Consider the following 22279-nt stretch of genomic DNA (forward strand, 5'->3'; position numbering starts at 1 on the left):
TCGCCCACCTGGTAGAACACGATGAAAGCCCAAGCCCGTCATATCCTGGTGAAAACCAGCGAAGAAGCCGAACAACTCAAGCAGCGCATCGCCAAGGGCGAAGCCTTCGATGTGCTGGCCAGGAAGTATTCCACCTGCCCATCGGGCAAGCGCGGCGGTGATTTGGGTGAAGTGCGACCGGGGCAGATGGTGGGGGCGATTGATGCGGTGATCTTCAAGAAGCCCGTGAAGGTGGTTCACGGGCCGATCAAGAGCAAGTTCGGGTATCACCTGGTGCAGGTGTTTTACCGGGATTGAGGGGTTGGCCTTGTACCGCTATCGGGGGCAAGCCCTAATGCCGTTCAGTTAAGCCAACGTGGTGCTCGAAGCTACGAGCGGTGCGACTTTTCGGTGTACATATCGGTTTGTTCGGTAACGGCGACTTAGGGTTCCGCCCTGACGGCGGGTCACTTTTGGAAAAGAGCCCGGAATGCCGGCCCAGCCAAAAGTAACCAAAAGGGCTCTTGCCCCAACACTCGGCACCTCGCCCAGGCTCGGTGTGCCCGAACGCAGGCTTTGGAGCGTGGGCCGCCGCGATGGGCCATCCTTGGCCCAGCGCGGCTAACCCGGCGTCCTGCCGGGTTACCCACGCTCCAAAACCTGCGTTCGGCCAGCGTGTTTGACGGGGCGCTCCAGATCAAAAGCAAAAGCGCGGCGGCCTGAGAGCCGACCGGAAGGGGGATGTGAACGCGATTAAATGTGGGAGGGGGCTTGCTCCCGATCCGCCCCGGGCGGCCATTCACCCCCGAGGTATCAGCGCCCCCGGCACCTGAATCACTCGACTCGCCAACCGATGCCCCGCCAGTGCAGCCTCCTGCGGCGAACCGCCCTTGAGCCGGGCGGCCAGGTATGCCGCGCTGAACGAATCTCCCGCCGCCGTGGTATCCACCACCTTTTCGACCTTCAATGCCGGCACGGCAACGCGTGCGCCGTCGCAGCGAATCCGGCACTCATCCGCGCCGCGCTTGAGCACCACCTCGGTGATCGCCGGGTACGCCGCGAACACCTGCTCGCTGTCGGCATAACCGAACAACGCTTGTTCGTCGTCTTCGGTGAGCAAGGCAATGTCCACCTCGGCCATGACCTTGCGATACGCCACCCGCGCTGCCTCGATATCGGCCCACAGGCGTGGCCGGTAATTGTTGTCGAACACCACCTTGCCGCCGCGCCTGCGGGTTTCGGCCAGCGCCAGCAACAAACGCCCGCGGCCGATTTCACCCAATACCGCCAGGGTGATGCCGCTGAAATACACCAGGTCATAGCCCGGCAACGCCGCCAGGATCGGCTCGGCCGCAGGCGTGGTGAAACAGTCGCGCACCGCTGCTTCGTTGCGCCAGTAGAGAAATTTACGCTCGCCATTGGCGTCCGTCTGGATGCAATACAAACCCGGCAGACGCCCCGGCAGGCGTTGGACCATGCTCAGCCCCAGGCCCTCGTCGGTCCACTGCCGGCACATGGCATCGCTGAAACTGTCATCGCCCAGGGCGGTGACGTAGTCGACGGTGCCGACTGCGCCCAGCTCGCGGCGCAGGTACACCGCCGTGTTCAGGGTATCGCCGCCGAAGCTCTGGTGCAGGCTGCTGTCGGCGCGGTGTTGCAGTTCGATCATGCATTCGCCGATCAGGGCGATGCGCGGTTGGGTGGTCATGGCGATGCTCTCCGGTGTGGCGGATGGCCTCATCGCAGGCAAGCCAGCGATGAAGGCAACGCGGTCTAAAAACAGGTACGCAGGGACTCGATCACGCGCAACTCGTCATCCACCAGGCAGCCCACCTGCCACTTGTCAAAGGTCAGGCAAGGGTGTGACGTGCCGAACGAAATGATGTCGCCAATACGCAGTTCAACCTGCGGCGCCACCGTCATGAACGCATGCTGGTCCATCACCGCAGTGACCTGGCACGCACTCACGTCATCGCCCTCGGCCGGCACGATGCCAGCTCTGTAGCGTTTGAGCGGCACCGGCAGACCGGCGTCAAAGGCCACGTCGCGCTTGCCCAGGGCAATCACCGCAAAGCCGGGTTCGGGCAGCGACTGCACGTGGGCCCAGACTTCCATGGCCGGGCGCAGCCCTTCGTCGAGGTCACTGCGCCGGTCGAGCACGCAGCATTGCGCGTCCTTGTAGATACCGTGGTCGTGGGCCACGTAGCTGCCCGGGCGCAATACGCTGAGGAAACGGCCGGCGGCGTTCTGCTGTTCGAAGGACGCGGCGATCAGGTCGTACCACGCCGAGCCCGAGGCGGTGACGATGGGCTTGGCGAGGTCGAATGCGCCGTTGTCCTGCAGGTCCACCGCCAGGCGCACCAGGCTCGCGGCGAAGTCGCGGATGCCGCTGATGGCGTGCTCGCCGTGGATCACCCCTTCGTAGCCTTCGATACCGGTGAGGGCCAGGGCCGACTGGGCCTTGATCGCCGCCGCCAGGTCGCGCACCTGCTGCTCGCTGCGGCAACCGCAGCGGCCGCCGACCACGCCGTATTCGATCATCACGTTCAGGCGCAGGCCGCGCGCGGCGAAGAACAGGCCCAGGTCGGCGACGTTGTCCGGGTGGTCGACCATGCAATGGAAGTCGAACTGCGGGTCCTCCAGCAACTCGGCGATCAGCGCCATGTTCGGCGCGCCCACCAGTTGGTTGGCCATCAACACCCGGCGCACGCCACCGGCGTAGGCGGCGCGGGTCTGCACCGCGTTGGCGAGGGTGATGCCCCAGGCGCCAGCGGCAAGCTGACGCTGAAACAGCGCCGGCATCATGCTGGTCTTGCCGTGGGGCGCGAGTTCGGCGCCGCTGCTGCGGACAAAATTCTGCATCCAGCGAATGTTGTGTTCCAGGGCGTCGCGGTGCAGGACCAGGGCCGGCAGGCTGACGTCGCGGACCAGATGGGCACCGACGGCGGCGGCGCCTTTTTCAACGGCGTTGAGGGCGGACATGCAAAACTCCTATTCGTTGATGCGCCGGGCCAACTGGTTGGCGCTGTCGATCAACACCCGGCGGTAATCGTTGTAATGGGTAATTGCGTCGGCCCGTGGCGCGACGATGCACAGGGTGGCAATGCTTACCCCCTGGGCGTCCCGTACCGGGGCGGCGAAGCAGTGGGTGAAGGTGTCGGCCACGCTGTCGAAGGAAAAGAAGCCGTCGAGGGTGGCCTGGCGGATCTGCGCCAGGAAGGTGTCCAGCGCCAGGCGCTGGCCGTCTGGCAGGATGAAGTCGTCGGGGTCGATCAGGTCGATGATCTGCTGGTCGCTCAGGTGCCCGAGCAACAGGCGCCCGGAGGCAGTCCACGGGATCGGCGCGTTTTCGCCGATGTCCGAGGAAATACGGAAATGCCGCTCGCCCTCACGCATCAGCGCCACCGTGTATTTGCGCCCGTTGAGCAGGCACATCTGCGCGGTTTCGTGGGTCTGGCTGACGATTTCCTGCAAGGCGTGGTCGGCCTCGCGGGTCAGGTCGAAATGGCGCAGGTGCGCCTGGCCGAGAAAATACAGCTGGCGGCCCAGATAGACGTGGCCGTCCTTGCCCACGGTCTCCAGAATGCGCCGCTCCAGCAGCGAGGCGACCAGTTCGTAGACCGTGGATTTGGGGCTGCCGATGCCGCTGGCAATATCATTCGGACGCAGGGGCTGGCCGACCTCCTTGAGAAAATCGAGGATATCGAATGCCCGGTCCAGGCCCTTGGCGCGGCGTTTGATGGGGTCTTCGGTCATGGCAGTTCAGCCCTTTTTCCTGTAGGCCACACAATCGATCTCCACCTTGCAATCCACCATCATGCTGGCCTGCACACAGGCCCGCGCCGGGGCGTGTTCCGGGGTGAAGTATTCGCCGAAGACCTTGTTGAAACTCCAGAAGTCGCGCGGGTCTTCCAGCCAGACGCCGACGCGTACCACGTCTTTCAATTCGTAGCCGGCCTCTTCGAGGATCGCCACCACATTGCGCAGGGTCTGCCGGGTTTGCTCGATGATCCCGCCGGTGATGATTTCGCCGTCCACCGCAGGCACCTGGCCCGACACATAGAGCCAACCGTCGGCTTCCACCGCGCGGGCAAAAGGACGAGGCTGACCACCTCCGGCGGTGCTGCCGGCTCCGTAACGAGTAATGCTCATAAAAACAGGCTCCTGATTAAAAACGAATGTTCTTCAAAAATTCCGCCAGGCGCGGCGATTGCGGGCGCTCGAACACCTCTTTCGCGCTGCCCTGCTCTTCAATGCGGCCCTGGTTCATAAACACGATTTTGTCCGAGACTTCATAGGCAAAGCGCATCTCGTGGGTGACCAGCAACATGGTCATGCCCTCCTCGGCCAGGCCCTTGATCACACTGAGCACTTCGCCCACCAGCTCCGGGTCGAGGGCCGAGGTGACTTCGTCGAACAGCATCAGGCTGGGGTTCATCGCAATGGCCCGGGCAATCGCCACACGTTGCTGCTGACCGCCGGACAACTGGCCGGGAAAGTGATTGCGCCGTTCCAGCAGCCCCACGCGGTCCAGCCATTTTTCGGCCAGTGCCACCGCCTCGTCCCTGGGCATCTTCTTGACTTTCAACAGGCCCAACGTGACGTTCTGCAACGCCGTCAGATGGGGGAACAGGTTGAACTGCTGGAACGCCATGCCGGTCATCGCGCGGTGCCGGGCGATCATACGCTCCGGGTGGCGCACGCGCTTGCCGCTGCTTTCGCTGTAGCCGATGGACTCACCCTCCAGGGTGATCTGCCCGCCCTGGAACTCTTCGAGCAGGTTGACGCAGCGCAACAGCGTGGTCTTGCCCGAGCCGCTCGAGCCGATCAGCGTTACCACGTTGCCGCGCTGCAGGCTCAGGTCGACGCCCTTGAGCACTTCGAGCTCGCCGTAGTGTTTGTGCAGGCCGCGAATGTCCAGCAGCGGCTGGGTTGTTTGAGGCTGGTTCATGGCAAGGCCACCCGTTTTTCAATGTAGCGCCCGAATAATTCAATGGCGTAGTTGATGACAAAGAACAAAAAGCCCGCGAACAGGTAGAACTCCAGGGTCATGAAGGTGCGTGCGATCACCTGCTGGGTGCTGAGCAGCAGCTCGGCCACGCCGATCACCGAGAGCAACGTCGAGGCTTTGACGATTTCCGTGGACGAATTGACCCAGGTCGGCAGGATCTGGCGCAGCGCCTGGGGCAACAGCACGTAGCCCAGCGACTGGTAGAACGTCAGCCCAATCGCCCGGCCCGCTTCGAGTTGCCCACGGGGGATGGCCTGCAGGGCGCCGCGCACGATTTCCGCCACATGGGAACCGCAGAACAGCGTGAGCCCGACCGCACCGGCCTGGAACGCGCTGATCTGCCAGCCGAGCGCCGGCAGCATGTAGAAACATGCCAGCACCAGCACGAACACCGGCGTGCCACGGATCAGGTCGACATACAGGCGAAACGGCGCGCGCATCCAGAACCTGCCGTAGGTGAGGATCAAGCCGGCGACAATGCCGATCAGGGTGCCGAAAAGTATCGCCAGGGCCGACACGTAGACGCTGGCCTGGAAGCCGGCCCAAAGCGTGTCACGGGCGATCCACAGTTCCTGCAGCCAACTGGGGGATTGATACATGGAGGCCGCTCCTAACGACGGATCGCCAAGCGCTGTTCCAGGTAGCGGAGCAGCATGGCGATGAGGTAACAGGCAGCCACGTAGAGCGCCGTCGTGACCAGCCAGGTTTCGATCACCCGGTAGCTTTCGACATTGATCTTACGGGCGTAATAAGTCAGCTCGGGCACCGCGATGGCGGCGGCCAGTGACGTGTCCTTGAACAGCGAGATAAAGTTGTTCGACAGCGCCGGCAGCACGTTGCGCAGCATGACCGGCACGCTGATGTACGCGCGAATACGCCACTCGCCCAGGCCGATGGCCAGGCCGGCTTCGCGCAGGCCCTTGGGGATATTCAACAGGCCGGCGCGGAACACTTCGGTGAGGTAGGCACCGGCGTACAGCGACAGGGTGATGATGAACGAGGGGATCTTGTCCAGGCGGATCCCCAGGCTCGGCAAGGCGAAGTAGATCAACAGGATCAGCACCAGGATCGGCGTATTGCGCACCACTGTGACGTACACCGAGGCGAGGATGCGCAAGGCACGGTGCCGGGACAGCATGGCGAAGGCCATCAACAGGCCAATCACGCAACCGATGGCGATCGAGATCAACGCCAGCGTCAGGCCCAGGCCGAGCCCCGCCAGCAAGGTGTCGAAGTCGCGCCACACGGCGGCAAAGTTCAACTGATAGTTCATGGTTGGCAGCACCTGCTCGGGGCGTCGTCGGCGACGCCCCAGGGTTTACGATTTACTTGAACTCAACCGGGAAGCCGATCGCGGGTTCCGGCAGGTCCACGCCAAACCACTGCTTGAACGAGGCCTTGTAGGTGGGGAACTCCACGCCGGTCATGGCTTCATGCAGGGCGGTATTGACGAAGTTCAGCCAGTCCTGATCGCCACGCTTGACCGCGCACGCATAGGTCTGCGGGCTCCAGGCGTAGGTCGGGCTGCGGTAGCGGCCGGGGTTCTGCACCATCAGGTACTTGACCGAAGACTGGTCGGTGGCGGCGGCATCGGCGCGCCCGGAGTTCACGGCTTGGTACATCAGGTCGACGCTGTCGTACTGATCGACCCTGGCCTTGGGCAGCGCCTGGTGCACCAGTTCTTCGGCGTACACGTTCTGCAGCACGGCCACGGTGACGCTGTCGCCTGCGGCCTGCAGGTCTTCGATCTCTTTATATTTGCTGTTGTTGGGCAGCAGCAGGCCCACGCCTTCGCGGTAGTACGGCAGGGTGAACGCCACCTGTTGCGCACGGCTGGCGGTGACGGTGATGAACTGGCACGTCATGTCGACCTTGTCGGTGAGCAGGTTGGGAATGCGCGCGTCGGACGACTGCACCACGAACTCGACCTTGCTCGGATCATTGAACAGCCCCTTGGCGACGATGCGGCCGATATCGATATCGAACCCCTGCAACTTGCCATCCGCGCCCTGGAAGTGCCACGGCGCATTGGTGCTGCCGGTGCCCACGATCAGATGCCCGCGCTTGAGCACGGCATCGAGCTTGCTGTCCGCCGCCTGCACCAGGCCGGCAAGGGACGCCGAGGCGGCGAAAAGAAAAACACACGCGTTGAACACGAAAGGTCGGTGATGCATGGCAAGCACTCCAGGGGCTGTATATTCCGCTATACCGGAACTTGGTATGTAACAACGGAATAGACAGCAGAAAGTGTGCCACTGCCGCTGACAGAACACCATGGCAGGAATAAAACTGTTGATAATCAAGCGGATGAATAGCGCGGCGAAATGCAGCAGTGCGTCGGCATTTCCTATTGCAGTGCTACCCAGGGCCTCAGACAGGCGTGACAGCGCCATGCCAGTGCGTCACGCCCTGTTACCGGGCGCAGCGCCCTCTGGAAAAATCCCGGCGCTGGACTAGCCTTTGGCACACCTCTGACGACAAGGAATGCGCCCGATGAAGCTTCGTCTCACCCTGCTGCTGCTCACCCTGCTGGCAGCCAACAGCGCCTGGGCCAGCAACGACCGCCGCGAATGCAAGGAAGAACTGCAGAAACTCAAGGAGGCGTTCAACGTCGACTACACCAGCCAGAACCACCATGGCTACCGCGAGGCGAAGGCGTCCCGCGACAATGAGGAATACCGCAAATGCGCCGGCCAGGCGCGCAAGGCGCGCGAACGCATAGAGCGTGACCGCGATGCTTGATACCTGTGAAGGTTGACAGTAGACGCTGAGGATCGGCCGCTTTAGCGTACCGGTGGCGGCTGTTCAGGCCGGGTGCGCAAGGAGGATCGTCATGGGCGCTGCAAATAGGGTCATCAATGACCTCAAGGAATACGAGAGCATCCTCAAGGAACACGAGCGGGTAATCGTTCTGTTTACCTCACCCTACTGCCAGGCGTGCCTGGGAGTCGGCCCGCGCTTTGAACGCATCGCGGCAAAATACGCCCACAGCATCAAGAGTCTGCTGTTGGACACCACGCAGACACCGAAGATCGAAGGCGTGGACGGCACCCCGACCCTGGTGGTGTATAAAAATGCCCAGGAGGTGGAAAACCTCAAGGGCATCGGTGACCCGCAGGACCAGGAAGCATTTCTGGAGGACGTGTTTAAAGATTACGTGCCGACGGCACCAGCAACACCTGTGTGACCCGCCGCTCCTCCACCGCCGCCACCGTCAGGCGCCAGCCCTCATGCTCCAGGCTATCGCCCAGTACCGGCAGGCGGTCCAGCAGGCTCATCACCAGCCCGGCCAGCGTCTGATAGTCCTCGGTCGCCGCCGCCTTGAAACCGGTGCGCTGACGCACCTGGTTCAGGTTCAACGCACCATTGGCGCGAAAGCCCGCGCCCTCCTCGACGATATCCGGCCCTTCGATCTCGCTGGCGTCCGGTAATTCGCCGGCGATGGACTCGAGGATGTCGGTCATGCTCAACACCCCCATGAAGTCGCCGAATTCGTTGATCACGAAGGCGATGTGGGTGGATTCCTGGCGCATCTGTTCCAGGGCATTGAGGATCGAGAAACTATCCAGCAGGTTGATCGCCCGGCGCGCGAGGTGTTCCAGGTTAGGCGCGTTGCCGGCCAGGTACTCCTTGAGCAGTTCCTTTTTGTGCACAAAGCCCAGCGGTTCATCCACCGCGCCGTTGCGGATCAGCGGCAGACGCGAGTAGGACGAGTGCATGAGTGTTCGACGAATCGTCTCGGCATCGTCCGCCAGATCGATGCAGTCGACCTTGGCCCGTGGCGTCATCAGGGTGCGGATCGGCCGTTCGGCCAGTTGCAGCACGCCGCTGATCATTACCCGTTCACGTCGGTCGAACAGTGGGCCCTGGGCGGCATCCGCCTCGCCCAGCAGGTCGGCGACGTCGTCATCCACCTCTTCCACCGCCAGGCGGCGCCCGCCCAGCAGGCGCATCACCGCATGGGCGGTGCGCTCACGCACCGGCAACACGCCCTGCGCCGACTTCTTGCGGCGCGCCCGCGCGATCTGGTTGAAGATCTCGATCAGGATCGAGAAACCAATCGCGGCGTACAGGTAGCCCTTGGGAATATGGAAGCCCAGGCCTTCGGCGGTCAGCGCGAAGCCGATCATCATCAAAAAGCCCAGGCACAGCATGATCACCGTCGGGTGTGCGTTGACGAAGCGGGTCAGCGGTTTGCTGGCCACGATCATCAGGCCGATGGAAACAATCACCGCGATCATCATCACCGCCAGTTCATCGACCATGCCCACGGCGGTAATCACCGCGTCGAGGGAGAACACCGCGTCGAGCACCACGATCTGCGCCACGATCGGCCAGAACATCGCATACGCCACATTGCCGCTGCGCTGGGCCACATGGCCTTCAAGGCGCTCGTGCAACTCCATGGTGGCCTTGAACAGCAGGAATACACCGCCAAACAGCATGATCAGGTCACGGCCGGAGAAGCTCTTGTCGAACACCTCGAACAACGGCTGAGTGAGAGTGACCAGCCAGGAAATACTCGCCAGCAGGCCCAGGCGCATCAGCAGCGCCAGGGACAGGCCGATCAACCGCGCACGGTCGCGCTGCTCAGGGGGCAGTTTGTCCGCCAGGATCGCGATAAACACCAGGTTGTCGATGCCCAGCACCAGTTCCAGCACAATCAGGGTCGCCAGGCCAAGCCAGGCCGTTGGGTCCGCTAACCATTCCATTTGTATAAGTCTCTGTGTTCAGTTTTCAGGAGACCGGGCACGGCAGTGCGCGATCAGTGGACCGGTAAAGGGTTGGCAGTCGGAATACGGGGTGCTTGAGCGGGAACAGCGACGGTGCGTGTCTTGGGGAAAGACGACTGGGAGGCTCCAAGAGGGTGTTCATGCAAGTCCTGCGATGGGAAAAGGACTTGAATCCTACAGCTGAAATATAAATTTCCCACAACGCAAAACTATTACAAGATCTGTAAAAGCGCTGTGGCAACGGTGCCCGCAGTGGCGAGCGCCTCTATGGCGAGCGTGCTTGCCCTAATGCCGTTCAGTTAAGCGCAGATTCCCTGTGGGAGTGGTGGTGCGACGATTCGACTTGCCCGCGAAAGCGGTGGGTCTTCAACATCAATGTTTTCTGGGCCGACGCCATCGGGAGCAAGCCCCCTCCCACATTTTGTACAGCGTTCGGCAGACCATTCCGGTCGGCTCTCAGGCCGCCACGCTTTTGCTTTTGCTTTTGCTTTTGCTTTTGATCTGGAAGCGCCCCGTCAAACACGCTGGCCGAACGCAGGTTTTGGAGCGTGGGTAACCCGGCAGGACGCCGGGTTAGCCGCGCTGGGCCAAGGATGGCCCATCGCGGCGGCCCACGCTCCAAAGCCTGCGTTCGGGCACACCGAGCCTGGGCGAGGTGCCGAGTGTTGGGGCAAGAGCGTTTTGCTTACTTTTGCGCTTTTCAAAAGTGAGCCGCCGTCAGGGCGGAACCCTAAGCCGCCGTTACCGCACAAACCGATAGGTACACCGAAAAGTCGCACCGCTCGTTGCTTCGAGCATCACGTTGGCTTAACTGAACGGCATTAGGGCTTGCCCCGCGTTAGGCTGCGAAGCAGCCCCAGTAAAGCACCCCCGCAGGGTAAGACAGATCCGATTGGCAGGTTTTGGGGCCACTTCGCGCCCCAACGCGGGGCAAGCCCGCTCGCCACAACAAATCCACTCCCCACAACAAATCCATTCCCCACTACAAATCCATTCGCCATCATTCGCCACAACGAGCCCGGCAGCCAAAACCGCTGAAATCAATCCAGGTCCGCAGCCTCATGCCGCTCCGCCAGTTGCTCGGACACCTCGCCGAACACCCGGTTGACCCGACGCCCGCGCTTGACCGCCGGCCGTGCGTCGATCGCCTTGGCCCAGCGCATCACGTGGGTGTACTCATGCACCGAAAGAAACTCTGCGGCGTCATACAGGCGGCCCAACACCAACCCACCGTACCAGGGCCAGATCGCAATATCGGCAATGCTGTAGTTATCCCCGGCAATGTATTCACTCTCGGCCAGGCGCTTGTCCAGCACATCCAACTGACGCTTGGCTTCCATGGCAAAGCGATTGATCGGGTACTCCATCTTGCTCGGCGCATAGGCATAGAAATGCCCGAAACCACCGCCCAGGTACGGCGCACTGCCCATCTGCCAGAACAGCCACGACAGGCACTCCGCCCGCGCTGCCGGCTCCGTCGGTAATAACGCAGCGAACTTCTCGGCCAGGTACTGCAGGATCGCGCCGGATTCAAACACGCGAATCGGCGTGGCGCCGCTGTGGTCCATCAGCGCGGGAATCTTGGAGTTCGGGTTCACCGCCACAAACCCGCTGCCGAACTGATCGCCGTCGCCGATCTTGATCAGCCACGCGTCGTATTCGGCACCGGTATGCCCCAGCGCCAGGAGTTCTTCCAGCAGGATCGTGACCTTCTGCCCATTGGGCGTGGCCAGGGAGTACAGCTGCAACGGATGCTTGCCCACCGGCAGCGCCTTGTCATGGGTGGCACCGGCGATGGGCCGGTTGATGCTGGCGAAGGTGCCGCCACTTTCAGCGTCCCAGGTCCAGACTTTCGGCGGCTGGTAGTCAGTCATGCTCGGTTCTCCCGTGGGTTGCAACAGTAGGTTGGAAACATTTCGATACTGCCAGCCGGGCGACGTTCCATCCAGCGCCAATCGGTGTGCCTACACCCAGCCGCCGTCGACAATGAAGTTCTGCGCCGAACACATCGCCGCCGCGTCCGACGCGAGGAACAACGCCATATTGGCAATATGCTCCGGCAACACGCTGCCCGGCAGGCACTGGCTGCGCGCGATCAAGTCCCTGGCGGCATCGTCCACCCACATCGCCAGTTGCTTCTCGGTCATCACCCAGCCCGGCACCAGCGTGTTCACGCGGATATGGCTGGGCCCCAGCTCACGCGCCAGGGCACGGGTCATGCCGTGGGCCGCCGCCTTGCTGGCGGCATAAACGGGGTAGCCGGCCGAGGCCATCATCCAGCCGACGGAGCCCAGGTTGATGATCGAACCGCCGCCCGCCTCTTTCATGCCCGGTACCACCGCCTTGGCGGCAAAGAATGCATGCTTGAGGTTGACCGCGATCAGCCGGTCGAACGTCTCCGAGTCGACTTCCTCCAGAGTGTGGCGCACATCATTGGCGGCATTGTTCACCAGCACCGTGATCGGCCCCAGCGAATGCTCGAACCGGCCGATAGCCGCGCGATAGCCAATCTCGTCGGTGATGTCGCAGCACACGAACTCGACGGTGTGCCCCTGCGAACTCAACAGCGCCGCCAGGCGTTCGCCCTGGCTTTGCGCGCGGTCCACAAACGCCACCTTGGCGCCCTGCGCGGCAAAGGCTCGCACCATGAACTCACCAATGCCCGAAGCACCGCCGGACACCAGCACGGTTTTGCCCTTGAGGTCGGGATACACAGCCTGCGGAATACTCATATAACGGTTGCCTCGATCAATTAGTCTTATTTTATTTTACGAAATCGGCGTTAAAGGCTATAAATTCGCTGTCACACCGACAAAATATCGCTATTAGTAGAACTATTCCACTCAAAACAACAAAAGGAAGTTCGACCATGAAGCACCCTCGATACCTGCTCTCCGGCCTCGCCCTGTCCATGCTGGTTGCCAGTGGCGGCGCCCAGGCAGCCGGCCTGAGCAGCGAGCACAAGCCGTTCGGCAAGACCCATGACGGCACGCCCGTCGAACAGTACATTCTGCGCAACAGCCACGGCATGCAAGCCACGGTGATCACCTACGGCGGCGTGTTGCAGTCGTTGAAGGTGCCGGACAAGCACGGCAAGGTCGAGGACGTGGTGCTTGGGTTTGATGACGTGCAAGGCTACCAGGCCGGCACCGCGTTCTTTGGCGCGACCATCGGGCGTTTCGGCAACCGCCTGGCCGGCGGCGCCTTTGAACTCGACGGCAAGCGCTTCCAGGTGCCGCTCAACGATGGCCCCAACTCGCTGCATGGCGGCGCCCAGGGCTTCGACAAGCATGTGTGGAAAGCGGCGCAGGTCAAGGACAAGGACTCGGTGGGCGTCACCCTCACCTACCTGTCCAAGGATGGCGAAATGGGCTTCCCCGGCAACCTGAAGACCGAAGTCACCTACCGCCTCAATGACAAAAACGAACTGCACATCGACTACAAGGCAACCACCGACAAACCCACGGTGCTCAACCTCACCAACCACAGCTACTTCAACCTGGCCGGCGCGGGCAATGGCGACATCCTCAAGCAGGTTGCCACCCTGCACGCCAGCCACTACACGCCGGTGAATGCCACGCTGATTCCGACCGGCGAACTGGCGCCGGTGGCGGGCACGCCGATGGACTTCCTCAAACCCACGCCTATCGGCCAGCACATCAAGGACGATCACCCACAGCTCAAGTTCGCCGAGCCCAAGCAAGGCGGGTTCGACTTCAACTGGGCGCTGGATACCAAGGGCGACGTCAGGCAACTGGCTGCCGAGGTGCATGACCCCGAGTCGGGCCGCCGTCTGCAGCTCTACACCAGCGAGCCGGGAGTACAGTTCTACACCAGCAACTTCCTTGATGGTTCGGTGAAGGGCAAGGCCGGCAAGACGTACCTGCACTGGAGCGGGTTTACCCTGGAGACCCAGCATTTTCCGGATGCGCCCAACCAGCCCAACTTTGCCTCGACCCGCTTGAACCCGGGGCAGACCTACACCCAGAACACAATCTTCAAATTCTCCGCCGATTGAAATTGTGGGAGGGGGCTTGCTCCCGATGGCGGTGGGTCAGCGACTGATGTGTTGACTGATTCACCGCTATCGGGAGCAAGCCCCCTCCCACATTGGTTCCTCGTAAGGCTTGAGGTCAGCGTTGCTTCATGCGGTCGATGACCACCGCCAGCAACAGGATCGAACCGCGGATCACGTATTGATAAAACGTGTCGATGTTCTTCAGGTTCATCGCGTTTTCGATGATCGCCAGAATCAGCACCCCGGCAATCACGTGGCGGATCATGCCGATGCCGCCGCTCAGCGACACCCCGCCCAGCACGCAGGCGGAAATTACCGTCAGCTCGAAACCCTGGCCGATCATCGGCTGGCCCGAGGTCATGCGCGAGGCGAGGATCACCCCGGCCAGGGCGCCGATCAGGCCGTGCACGGCGAAGATGATGATCTTGGTGCGATCAACATTGACCCCCGCCAGCAGCGCCGCTTCCGGGTTGCCGCCGATGGCCATGGTGTTGCGCCCGTAGGTGGTGTAGTTGAGCAGCCAGCCGAAGAACACAAAGCACACGATGGTGATCAGGATCGGCACCGGCACGCCCAGCAACTGGCCGTTGCCGAAGATGAAGAACTGATCCTGGGACACGCCCACCGCCTTGCCGTCGGCAAAGATATAGGCCAGGCCGCGCACAATCTGCATGGTCGCCAGCGTGGTGATCAACGCATTGACCCGCAGCTTGGCGATCACGATGCCGTTGATCAGCCCCACCAGCAGGCCCATCCCCAGGGCAGCGCCGATGCCCAGCATCACGCTGTCGGTGTCGCGCATCACAATGGCCGCGACCACGCCGGCGCAGGCGATCACCGAGCCCACCGATAAATCGAAGTGCCCCGACGCCAGGCAGAACAGCATGGTGCAGGCGGCGATGCCCACCGTGGAAATCGCCAGGCCGAGGCCGCGCATGTTCAGCGGCGAGAGGAAGTTGTCGATCAGCAAGGCGCACAGCACGAAGATGCTCACCGCCGCCAGCAGCATCGCCCAGTTATCCAGCAGCGCGCGCAGGTCCAGGGGTTTGCGCGCTTTGGGCAGCGCGTTGTCTTGGGTCGTCATAGTCGTCTCTCAGTGGGCCGGGCCGCGCGGCAAGGCCAGCTGCAGCAAGTTGGATTCAGTGGCGTGTTCACGCCGTTGTTCGCCGCGCAGGGCGCCTTCGCACAGCACCAGGATGCGGTCGGAAATCCCCATCACTTCCATCAGGTCACTGGACACCACGATCACCGCAATGCCGCTGGCGGCCAGGTTATGGATGATCTGGTAGATCTCCGACTTGGCGCCGATGTCGATGCCCCGGGTCGGCTCATCGAGCAGCAGCACCTTCATCGGCATCGACAGCCAGCGGCCCAGAATGGCCTTCTGCTGATTGCCGCCGGACAGGTACATGATTTTCTGCTCGGCGTTGGGCGTCTTCACCTTCATCGCCTGGATCTGCTGGCCGGCGTTGCCCTTCTCCCACTTCTCGCGCAGCAGCCAGCCAAACGCGGCATGGGCGCCACGGGCGCTGATGTTGATGTTTTCCGCCACGCTGGACAGCGGAATGATGCCTTCCTTCTTGCGGTCTTCCGGGCACAGCAGCACGCCGGCGTCGATGGCATCGCGCGGTGAGCGCAGGTGCAGGGTTTCGCCGCACAGCTCCAGCTGCCCTGCCGTGCTGCGCTGCAGCCCGGAGAGCAGCCGAAACAGCTCGGTGCGCCCTGCCCCCACCAGCCCGAACAGCCCGAGAATCTCGCCCTTGCGCACCGCAAAGCTGACCGGCTCACGCAAACCCGGGCCGAGCAGACCGTCGACCTTGAGCGCCACCTCACCGTGCTCGCGCGGACGGTAGTCGTAGATGTCCTGGATATCGCGCCCGACCATGCAGGTCACCAACTGGTCGTGGGTCAGCGCGCTCATGTCCTCGAACGTGCGCACGTAGCGCCCGTCCTTGAACACCGTGACCGCGTCGCAGATGCGGAACACCTCTTCCATGCGGTGCGACACGTAGAGCACCACTTTGCCCTCATCGCGCAGGCGCGCGATGATCGCCATCAGCCGGTCGATTTCCCGCGCCGAGAGGCTGCTGGTGGGTTCATCGAAGGCGATCACATGGGCGCCACGGGACAGCGCCTTGGCGATTTCCACCAGTTGGCGCTGGCCCAGGGACAGGCGGCCGAGCTTTTCATCCGGGTCGATTTCATCGGCCAGGCCCTTGAGGCAGGCCAGCGCCTGCTTGCGCAGCAGGCCGCCGTTGACCACGCCAAAGCGCGACGGCAGGTGCCCGAGGAACAGGTTCTCCGCCACGCTCATTTCCGGCACCAGGTGCAGTTCCTGGTGAATCACCGCCACGCCGCTGGCAATGCTGTCAGCGGCGCATTTGAAGGCCATGGTCTGCGCGCCGATCTGCACCGAGCCACTGCTGGGAATGTAGGCGCCGCCGAGGATTTTCAGCAGCGTCGACTTGCCCGCGCCGTTCTCGCCCATCAGCGCATGCACCTGGCCCGGCTGGGCGGTAAAGCAGATGCCGTCCAGCGCCTTGACCCCGGGAAAGGTTTTGCCGATACCCTCAAAACGCAGGGCGGCCGCACTCATTTCCACAGCCCGATTTTGGTCAGTTCTTCCTTGAAGTTTTCCCGGGTGATCAGCGTCACTTCGTCCATCGCCGTGTATTTCGGCGGTTCGGTGCCCTTGGTGACCCACTCGTACATCATCAGCGCCGTGTTGTAGCCCTCGATGTGCGGGCTGGGCAGCATCGAGCCGAAGAAACCGCTGTTGGCCTTCTTCAATTCGCCGATGGCGTCGGTGCCGTTGATGCCGATGCCGATCACGTTGGCCGCCGCAAACCCGGCGCTTTCCGTGGCGCGCACGCCGCCGAGCACGGTGTTGTCGTTCATGCCGCCGATGATCAGGTTTTTCGCGCCGCTGGGCAGCTTGACCAGCGCCGAGTTGGTGGCGTCCATGCTGCCCGGAACGTCGAGGGTTTTCAGCGCGGCAGTGAGGATATGGTCCTTGGGAATGCCGGCTTCTTCGAGGGATTTGATCGAACCGTCGGTGCGTTTTTTACCGGTGTCGAGCTCGTTGAAGGTGTTGATCACCGCGTAGGTGTCCTTCCAGTCCCAGCCACGTTTTTTCGCTTCGGCGGCCATCGCGGCGCCCTGCTTCTGGCCCACTTCGAACGCGGCCATGCCCAGGTACGGCACGTCTTCCATGAACGCGCCCTTGGCGTCGACGAAACGGTCGTCCACGGCAATCACCTTGAGGCCGTTGGCCTTGGCCTTGGCGACGATGGCCGGGCCGAGGGACACATCAGGCGGGCAGATCACAAAGCCCTTGGCGCCGTTGGCGGCCAGGCTGTCGATGGCCGAGAGGGTTTTCTCGCCATCGGGCACGGCGATCTTGATCACGGTGAAACCGTGTTCCTTGCCGGCTTTTTCGGCGAAGGCCCATTCGGTCTGGAACCAGGGCTCTTCGGCCTGTTTGACCAGGAAGCCGATTTTTACTTCTTCAGCAGCCAGCAGCAGGCCGCTCAGGCTCATGGCCGACACCGCGACAGCGGCGCAGCACAGGGAACGCAAACCACGACGACGATTCATAGGGTGACTCCTTGTTGTTGTTTTTGAATGTTCGTTTTTTCAAGGTTTATCCGGCAAAGCGGTGACAGGGCTTGCCTGGCACGTCGACCTCCATGGCCAGCACCGCCCCATCCAGCGGATGGCCCAAGGGGCTGGCGGCACTGGTGATGTACAACGTGGTGAGATCCGGCCCGCCGAACACGCAACTGGTGGGACGACTGACGGGCAGTTCGACGATACGGTCGACCTCCCCGGCAGGCGTCAGGCGCAGCAGACAACTGCCGTCCCAACGCGCGTTCCAGATATAGCCGTCGGCGTCCATGGCCGAGCCGTCGGGCCCGCCGCGCGCGTGCGGGCCGAACCACAGCTGCGCCGGCTCAAGCTGACCGTCCGCCTGGATGCCATGCCGATACAGCGTGGCGTCCAGGCTGTCGCCAAAATGCACCTGACGGCCGTCGTCGCTCCACAGCAAGGTGTTGGGAATGCCCAGCCCGCTCAGCAGCGGCGTGACCGTCGCATCGGCATCGATGCGAAACAGCCCGCCGGAACGCCGGGTGATGGGCAGGTCCTCACCCTGCTCGCCGATGTTGTTCTGCATGGTGCCCAGCCACAGCCGGCCCTGGGCATCGCAGCGCGCTTCATTGCCACGGTTGCCCGCCTGCGGGTCGGCCACGCACAGCAGGGTCAGCGCCTCGGTGACCAGGTCCAGGCGATACACGCCACTGCTCAAGGTCACCAGCGCGTCGCCGCTTTCGCACGGGATAAACGCCGAGACGTGCTCGGGCAATTGCCACACCTGCAGTTGCCCGCCCATCAGGCGCAGGGCCTGTTTGCCGGCGATATTCACCCAGTACAGCGCCTGGGTGGGCGCGTCCCAGAATGGCCCCTCGCCCAACTGCGCACGGTGCGGGGTAACGGCGATAAACGACATGACGCCTCCTGATCCGGGTTGTTTACAGCGCCTCGCGCGACGGCGTGCCGTCCACCAGCCGCTGGATACGCAGCGGGTTGGCATTCTTCAGCGCCTCGGGCAGCAGGCTGTCAGGGTAGTTCTGGAAACACACCGGGCGCAGGAAGCGGTCGATGGCTAGGGTGCCGACCGAGGTGCCACGGGCATCGGACGTCGCCGGGTACGGGCCGCCGTGCACCATCGAATCGCACACCTCCACGCCGGTCGGATAGCCGTTGAGCAGGATGCGCCCGACTTTCTGTTCCAGCAGGGGGGTGAGCTCGGCGAACTGTTGCAGGTCGGCCGGCTCGCCGATCACCGTCGCCGTCAGTTGACCGTGCAGGCCGTGCAGGGCGGCGCTGAGTTGTGCCTGGTCGGCCACTTCGACGAACACCGTGGTGGGACCGAACACTTCTTCCTGCAGGACTTCATCGCCGTCGATCAGCAACTGCGCATCGGCCTTGAACAACTGCGGTTGAGCTTGATTGCCGGCCTGCGCAGTGCCTGCCAGATGCTGGATGCCCGGGTGTGCGAAAAGTTTTTCCAGGCCCTTGCCGTAGCTGCCCAGGGTGCCGGCATTGAGCATGGTTTGCGCCGGTTGCTCACCGATCAACTGCGCCACCTGCCGAGTGAATGCGGTAAAGGCCGGCGACGCAATGCCGATCACCAGGCCCGGGTTGGTGCAGAACTGGCCGCACCCCTGCACCACCGAGGCGGTCAGGTCGCGGGCGACGGTTTCGGCGCGGGCTGCGAGGGCCTGGGGCAGCACGATTACCGGGTTGATGCTCGACATCTCGGCAAACACCGGGATCGGTTGCGCACGCGCCGCCGCCATGTCGCACAGTGCGCGGCCACCCTTGAGCGAACCGGTAAAGCCCACGGCCTGGATCGCCGGGTGCTTGACCAGGGCTTCGCCGACGCCACCGCCGAAGATCATATTGAACACACCGGCCGGCATCTCGGTGGCCTCGGCCGCACGGATGATCGCGTTGGCCACCTGCTCGGCCGTGGCCATGTGGCCGCTGTGGGCCTTGAACACCACCGGGCAACCGGCCGCCAGCGCTGCGGCAGTGTCGCCGCCGGCGGTGGAGAATGCCAGTGGGAAGTTGCTTGCCCCGAACACCGCGACCGGGCCGAGGCCGATGCGGTATTGGCGCAGGTCCGGACGCGGCATGGGCTGGCGGTCCGGCAGTGCCTTGTCGATACGCGCACCGTAGAAATCACCTCGGCGCAGCACGGTGGCGAACAGGCGCATCTGGCCGCTGGTACGCCCGCGCTCGCCCTTGATACGCGCGGCCGGCAGTGCGGTTTCGCGGCATACCAGTTCAATGAAGTTGTCGCTCAACCCGTCCAGCTCATCGGCGATGGCATCGAGAAACTGCGCACGGCGCGCGGCGCTCAAGGCACGGTAAGCCGGGTAAGCCTGGGCGGCGGCCAGGGCGGCGGCGTCGACCTCTTCGGGGGTGGCCTGGTAGAAATCCTGGGGCAAGGCCTCGCCGGTGGTCGCGTCGACGCTGTGCAGCTTGACGCTGCCGTTGGCGCTGCGCTGGCCGCCGATGTAATTGTGGCCGAGGAACTGGGTCATGGTGAGGTCTCCTTTAAAGGGTGATGACGTTGCCGGGTTCGAATGCCGCGGCACTGCTGCCGACACGGTTGACCAGCGGCGCGCCGAATTCGGCCTGGCTGATCTCGAACACATCGCCGGCCTGGGTACGTATACCGTCGGCGAATGACAGCGTGGCGGTGCCGAAGAAATGAATGTGCACGTCGCCGGGCTTGAGGAACTGGCGGTACTTGAAGTGGTGGTATTCGAGGTTTTCCAGGCTGTGGCACATATTGGCCTCACCGCTGAGGAATTCGTTCCGCCAGATTTCTTCGCCGTTGCGCAGGATGCGGCTGGTGCCGGCCAGGTGCTGGGGCAGCTCGCCCACGCGCAACTCCGGGCCGTAGCTGCAACTGCGCAGTTTGGAATGGGCCAGGTAGAGGTAGTTCTTGCGCTCCATGATGTGGTCGGAGAACTCATTGCCCACCGCAAACCCCAGGCGATACGGCTTGCTGTCAGGGCCGATGACGTACAGGCCGCCGATCTCCGGTTCTTCACCGGCGTCTTCGGCGAACGGCGGCACCGGGAAGGCCTCGCCCGGGCGCACCACGGTGCTGCCGTCGCCCTTGTAGAACCACTCTGGCTGCACGCCCGCCTGACCGGCTGCAGGTTTGCCGCCCTCCACGCCCCATTTGAAGATGCGCATGGTGTCGGTCATCGCGCCTTCGTCGCCGGCCTGCTGGTGCATCTTGTCGCGCGCCGAGGCGCTGCCCAGGTGGGTCAGGCCGGTGCCGCTGATCAGCATATGCGCCGGGTCCGGGTGGTCCAGCGGCGGCAGGATCTTCAGGTCGGCGAGCAGCGCCGGGTAATCATGGCGGTCGCCCAGGCCCAGGCGCTCGACGTGCTGCGCCAGGCCCACGCCTGCGTCGATGGCCGCCAGGGCCAATTCGCGCACGCTGTGGGCGCCCTGCACTTCACGCAACGTGTCGCCATCGACAACACCGACGCGACGCTCACCGTTGCGCAATTCGAACTGGACTAAACGCATATCTGTTCTCCTGAGTTAAGTACGTGTGGCGCCACGGGCGCTGGCGGCGAACTGGTCGGCAGGCAGTACATGCCGGCGCTCGAGCAGACGATAGACCACCAGGGTCAGCACCAGCCCGAACAGCATCACCGCAGACAAAAAATACAGGCCCGACGCCAGATTACCGGTGTATTCCTTCAGCGCCCCGATCACGAACGGGCCGATGTAGCCACCGAGGTTGCCCACCGAGTTGATCAGCGCAATGCCCGCCGCCGCACTGGCGCCGGCAAAGAACCGCCCCGGCAAGGTCCAGAAGACTGCCGTGCAGGAAAACATCGCGAATGCCGCCAGGCACAGCGCGGCCATCTGCAGCACCGGCGCATTTAGCCACGCGCTGAAGAACAGGCCGATGGCGCCCAGCACATAAAGCACAGCGAGGTGGCCGTAGCGATCATTCAAACGGTCGGAACTGCGCGGAATCAGCAGCAGGCCGATGATGCCGAACAGATAGGGCACGGCGGAGATGAAACCGGTGGTGAGGTCGCTGCCGCCGAACTGCTTGATCAGGGTCGGCAGCCACAGGCCCAGGCCGTAGATGCTCAAGGTCACCGGCAGATAGAACAGCGCCAGCAGCAACACGCGCGTGTCCTTGAGGGCGTGCAGCGGGTTGCCGTGACGGGTCTGGCCGTAGGCTTGCAGGTCTTTGTGCAGTTCGCCGCTGAGCCAGGCTTTTTCGTCCTCGCTCATCCACTTGACCTGGTGCGGGCCATCCGGCAGGTAGCGCAGCACCGGCCAGGTGAGCAGGATCGCCGGGGTGCCGATCACGATGAACAGCCATTGCCAGCCGTGCAGGCCGAGGATGCCGTCCATGCCGAGCAGGCCGCCGGACACGGGGCCGGTGATCATCATCGCAATGGGCTGGGACAGGATGAACAGCCCGAGGATCTTGCCGCGATGGCGCACCGGGAACCACTGGGTGATGTAGTAAAGCACCCCGGGAAAGAAGCCCGCCTCCGCCGCGCCGAGCAGAAAGCGCATCACATAGAAGCTGTGCGGGCCTTGCACGAAGGCCATGCCGATGGTGATGACGCCCCAGGTGATCATGATCCGCGCGAACCAGCGCCGCGCGCCGAAGCGGTCGAGCATCAGGTTGCTGGGAATCTCGAACAGGAAGTAGCCAATGAAGAACAGCCCGGCGCCCAGGCCATAGGCTGCATCGCCAATGCCTACGTCGGCGCCCATGTGCAGCTTGGCAAAGCCCACGGCGGAACGGTCCACGTAGGCAATCAGGTACAGCAGGATCAGGAAGGGAATCAGTTTCAGCGTAATGCGCCGAACAAGCCGCAGTTCCTGGCTCATGGGGGTCGATCTCCGATTGTTGTTCTTATAGAAGCTCGGGGACGCCTCTGACGAAAAAACGCCAGGGTCATACCTCAATTCAAG

Annotated in this window: 22 protein-coding genes; 4 read left to right on the plus strand and 18 right to left on the minus strand. The window is 63.1% G+C overall.

Going from position 1 to position 22279, the window contains the following annotated elements; translation table 11 throughout:
* Positions 1 to 21: 21 nt before the first annotated feature.
* Positions 22 to 297 (plus strand): peptidylprolyl isomerase, encoded by a 276-nt coding sequence (locus tag ACXX81_RS11800; RefSeq protein WP_057010175.1) that lies wholly within the window; start codon positions 22 to 24, stop codon positions 295 to 297.
* A 481-nt stretch (positions 298 to 778) separates the two neighbouring features.
* Here ACXX81_RS11800 and ACXX81_RS11805 read toward each other — a convergent pair whose 3' ends face one another.
* The 8 genes from ACXX81_RS11805 to ACXX81_RS11840 form a co-directional block, all read right to left on the minus strand.
* The gene (locus ACXX81_RS11805) at positions 779 to 1687 is read right to left on the minus strand and encodes a sugar kinase (RefSeq protein WP_458571729.1); all 909 of its coding nucleotides are present in this window, start codon (positions 1685 to 1687) and stop codon (positions 779 to 781) included.
* A 65-nt stretch (positions 1688 to 1752) separates the two neighbouring features.
* Positions 1753 to 2961, minus strand: coding sequence for an amino acid deaminase (locus ACXX81_RS11810; protein WP_209981396.1), 1209 nt, complete (start codon positions 2959 to 2961; stop codon positions 1753 to 1755).
* Positions 2962 to 2970: 9 nt separating this feature from the next.
* The gene (locus tag ACXX81_RS11815) at positions 2971 to 3735 is read right to left on the minus strand and encodes an IclR family transcriptional regulator (protein ID WP_209981394.1); all 765 of its coding nucleotides are present in this window, start codon (positions 3733 to 3735) and stop codon (positions 2971 to 2973) included.
* A 6-nt stretch (positions 3736 to 3741) separates the two neighbouring features.
* Positions 3742 to 4131 carry a RidA family protein gene (locus tag ACXX81_RS11820; RefSeq protein WP_209981390.1) on the minus strand — a complete coding sequence of 130 codons (390 nt, stop codon included), beginning with the start codon at positions 4129 to 4131 and terminating at the stop codon, positions 3742 to 3744.
* A gap of 16 nt (positions 4132 to 4147) precedes the next feature.
* Positions 4148 to 4930 (minus strand): amino acid ABC transporter ATP-binding protein, encoded by a 783-nt coding sequence (locus tag ACXX81_RS11825; protein WP_209981388.1) that lies wholly within the window; start codon positions 4928 to 4930, stop codon positions 4148 to 4150.
* Positions 4927 to 5589: an amino acid ABC transporter permease gene (locus ACXX81_RS11830; RefSeq protein WP_003238123.1), complete on the minus strand. Its 663-nt coding sequence runs from the start codon at positions 5587 to 5589 to the stop codon at positions 4927 to 4929. The genes ACXX81_RS11825 and ACXX81_RS11830 overlap by 4 nt, the downstream gene beginning before the upstream one ends.
* Before the next feature lie 11 nt (positions 5590 to 5600).
* Complete coding sequence (locus tag ACXX81_RS11835; protein ID WP_015372301.1) at positions 5601 to 6263, minus strand: amino acid ABC transporter permease; 663 nt, start codon at positions 6261 to 6263, stop codon at positions 5601 to 5603.
* Between the two features lie 52 nt (positions 6264 to 6315).
* Positions 6316 to 7164: a transporter substrate-binding protein gene (locus tag ACXX81_RS11840; protein ID WP_209981386.1), complete on the minus strand. Its 849-nt coding sequence runs from the start codon at positions 7162 to 7164 to the stop codon at positions 6316 to 6318.
* 319 nt (positions 7165 to 7483) lie between these two features.
* Between ACXX81_RS11840 and ACXX81_RS11845 the strand changes: the two genes are divergently transcribed.
* On the plus strand, positions 7484 to 7732 hold the full coding sequence (locus ACXX81_RS11845) for a hypothetical protein (protein ID WP_209981383.1): 249 nt from the start codon (positions 7484 to 7486) through the stop codon (positions 7730 to 7732).
* Between the two features lie 91 nt (positions 7733 to 7823).
* Entirely contained in the window at positions 7824 to 8177 is a 354-nt protein-coding gene (locus ACXX81_RS11850) for a thioredoxin family protein (protein WP_322213401.1), read from the plus strand.
* On the opposite strand, the gene ACXX81_RS11855 is transcribed toward ACXX81_RS11850, so the two are convergent.
* From ACXX81_RS11855 to ACXX81_RS11865, 3 genes are all read right to left on the minus strand, one after another.
* A complete protein-coding gene (locus ACXX81_RS11855; RefSeq protein ID WP_458571730.1) occupies positions 8137 to 9702 on the minus strand; it encodes a TerC family protein in 1566 nt (521 codons plus the stop codon). The genes ACXX81_RS11850 and ACXX81_RS11855 overlap by 41 nt on opposite strands.
* Positions 9703 to 10763: 1061 nt before the next feature.
* Positions 10764 to 11597: a glutathione-dependent disulfide-bond oxidoreductase gene (gene yghU, locus ACXX81_RS11860; RefSeq protein WP_458571731.1), complete on the minus strand. Its 834-nt coding sequence runs from the start codon at positions 11595 to 11597 to the stop codon at positions 10764 to 10766.
* Between the two features lie 90 nt (positions 11598 to 11687).
* The gene (locus ACXX81_RS11865; protein WP_057010163.1) at positions 11688 to 12455 is read right to left on the minus strand and encodes an SDR family NAD(P)-dependent oxidoreductase; all 768 of its coding nucleotides are present in this window, start codon (positions 12453 to 12455) and stop codon (positions 11688 to 11690) included.
* A gap of 137 nt (positions 12456 to 12592) precedes the next feature.
* On the opposite strand from ACXX81_RS11865, the gene ACXX81_RS11870 reads away from it, so the two are divergent.
* Entirely contained in the window at positions 12593 to 13741 is a 1149-nt protein-coding gene (locus tag ACXX81_RS11870; protein WP_209981374.1) for an aldose epimerase family protein, read from the plus strand.
* Positions 13742 to 13856: 115 nt separating this feature from the next.
* Here ACXX81_RS11870 and araH read toward each other — a convergent pair whose 3' ends face one another.
* Genes araH through ACXX81_RS11905 form a run of 7 tightly spaced genes read right to left on the minus strand, consistent with a single transcriptional unit; the run spans position 13857 to position 22195 of the window.
* On the minus strand, positions 13857 to 14825 hold the full coding sequence (gene araH / locus ACXX81_RS11875; RefSeq protein WP_069665466.1) for an L-arabinose ABC transporter permease AraH: 969 nt from the start codon (positions 14823 to 14825) through the stop codon (positions 13857 to 13859).
* Between the two features lie 9 nt (positions 14826 to 14834).
* Positions 14835 to 16337: an L-arabinose ABC transporter ATP-binding protein AraG gene (gene araG, locus ACXX81_RS11880; RefSeq protein WP_209983910.1), complete on the minus strand. Its 1503-nt coding sequence runs from the start codon at positions 16335 to 16337 to the stop codon at positions 14835 to 14837.
* A complete protein-coding gene (locus ACXX81_RS11885; RefSeq protein ID WP_015372308.1) occupies positions 16334 to 17338 on the minus strand; it encodes a substrate-binding domain-containing protein in 1005 nt (334 codons plus the stop codon). The genes araG and ACXX81_RS11885 overlap by 4 nt, the downstream gene beginning before the upstream one ends.
* Positions 17339 to 17384: 46 nt before the next feature.
* The gene (locus ACXX81_RS11890) at positions 17385 to 18248 is read right to left on the minus strand and encodes an SMP-30/gluconolactonase/LRE family protein (RefSeq protein WP_209981370.1); all 864 of its coding nucleotides are present in this window, start codon (positions 18246 to 18248) and stop codon (positions 17385 to 17387) included.
* Between the two features lie 22 nt (positions 18249 to 18270).
* Positions 18271 to 19851, minus strand: a complete 1581-nt coding sequence (locus ACXX81_RS11895) for an aldehyde dehydrogenase (NADP(+)) (protein WP_209981368.1) — start codon at positions 19849 to 19851, stop codon at positions 18271 to 18273.
* A gap of 13 nt (positions 19852 to 19864) precedes the next feature.
* Positions 19865 to 20857, minus strand: coding sequence for an AraD1 family protein (gene araD1, locus ACXX81_RS11900; protein WP_458571732.1), 993 nt, complete (start codon positions 20855 to 20857; stop codon positions 19865 to 19867).
* A gap of 15 nt (positions 20858 to 20872) precedes the next feature.
* Positions 20873 to 22195, minus strand: a complete 1323-nt coding sequence (locus tag ACXX81_RS11905) for an MFS transporter (RefSeq protein WP_057007370.1) — start codon at positions 22193 to 22195, stop codon at positions 20873 to 20875.
* Positions 22196 to 22279: the final 84 nt, after the last annotated feature.

The sequence above is a fragment of the Pseudomonas sp. GNP013 genome (assembly GCF_054343995.1).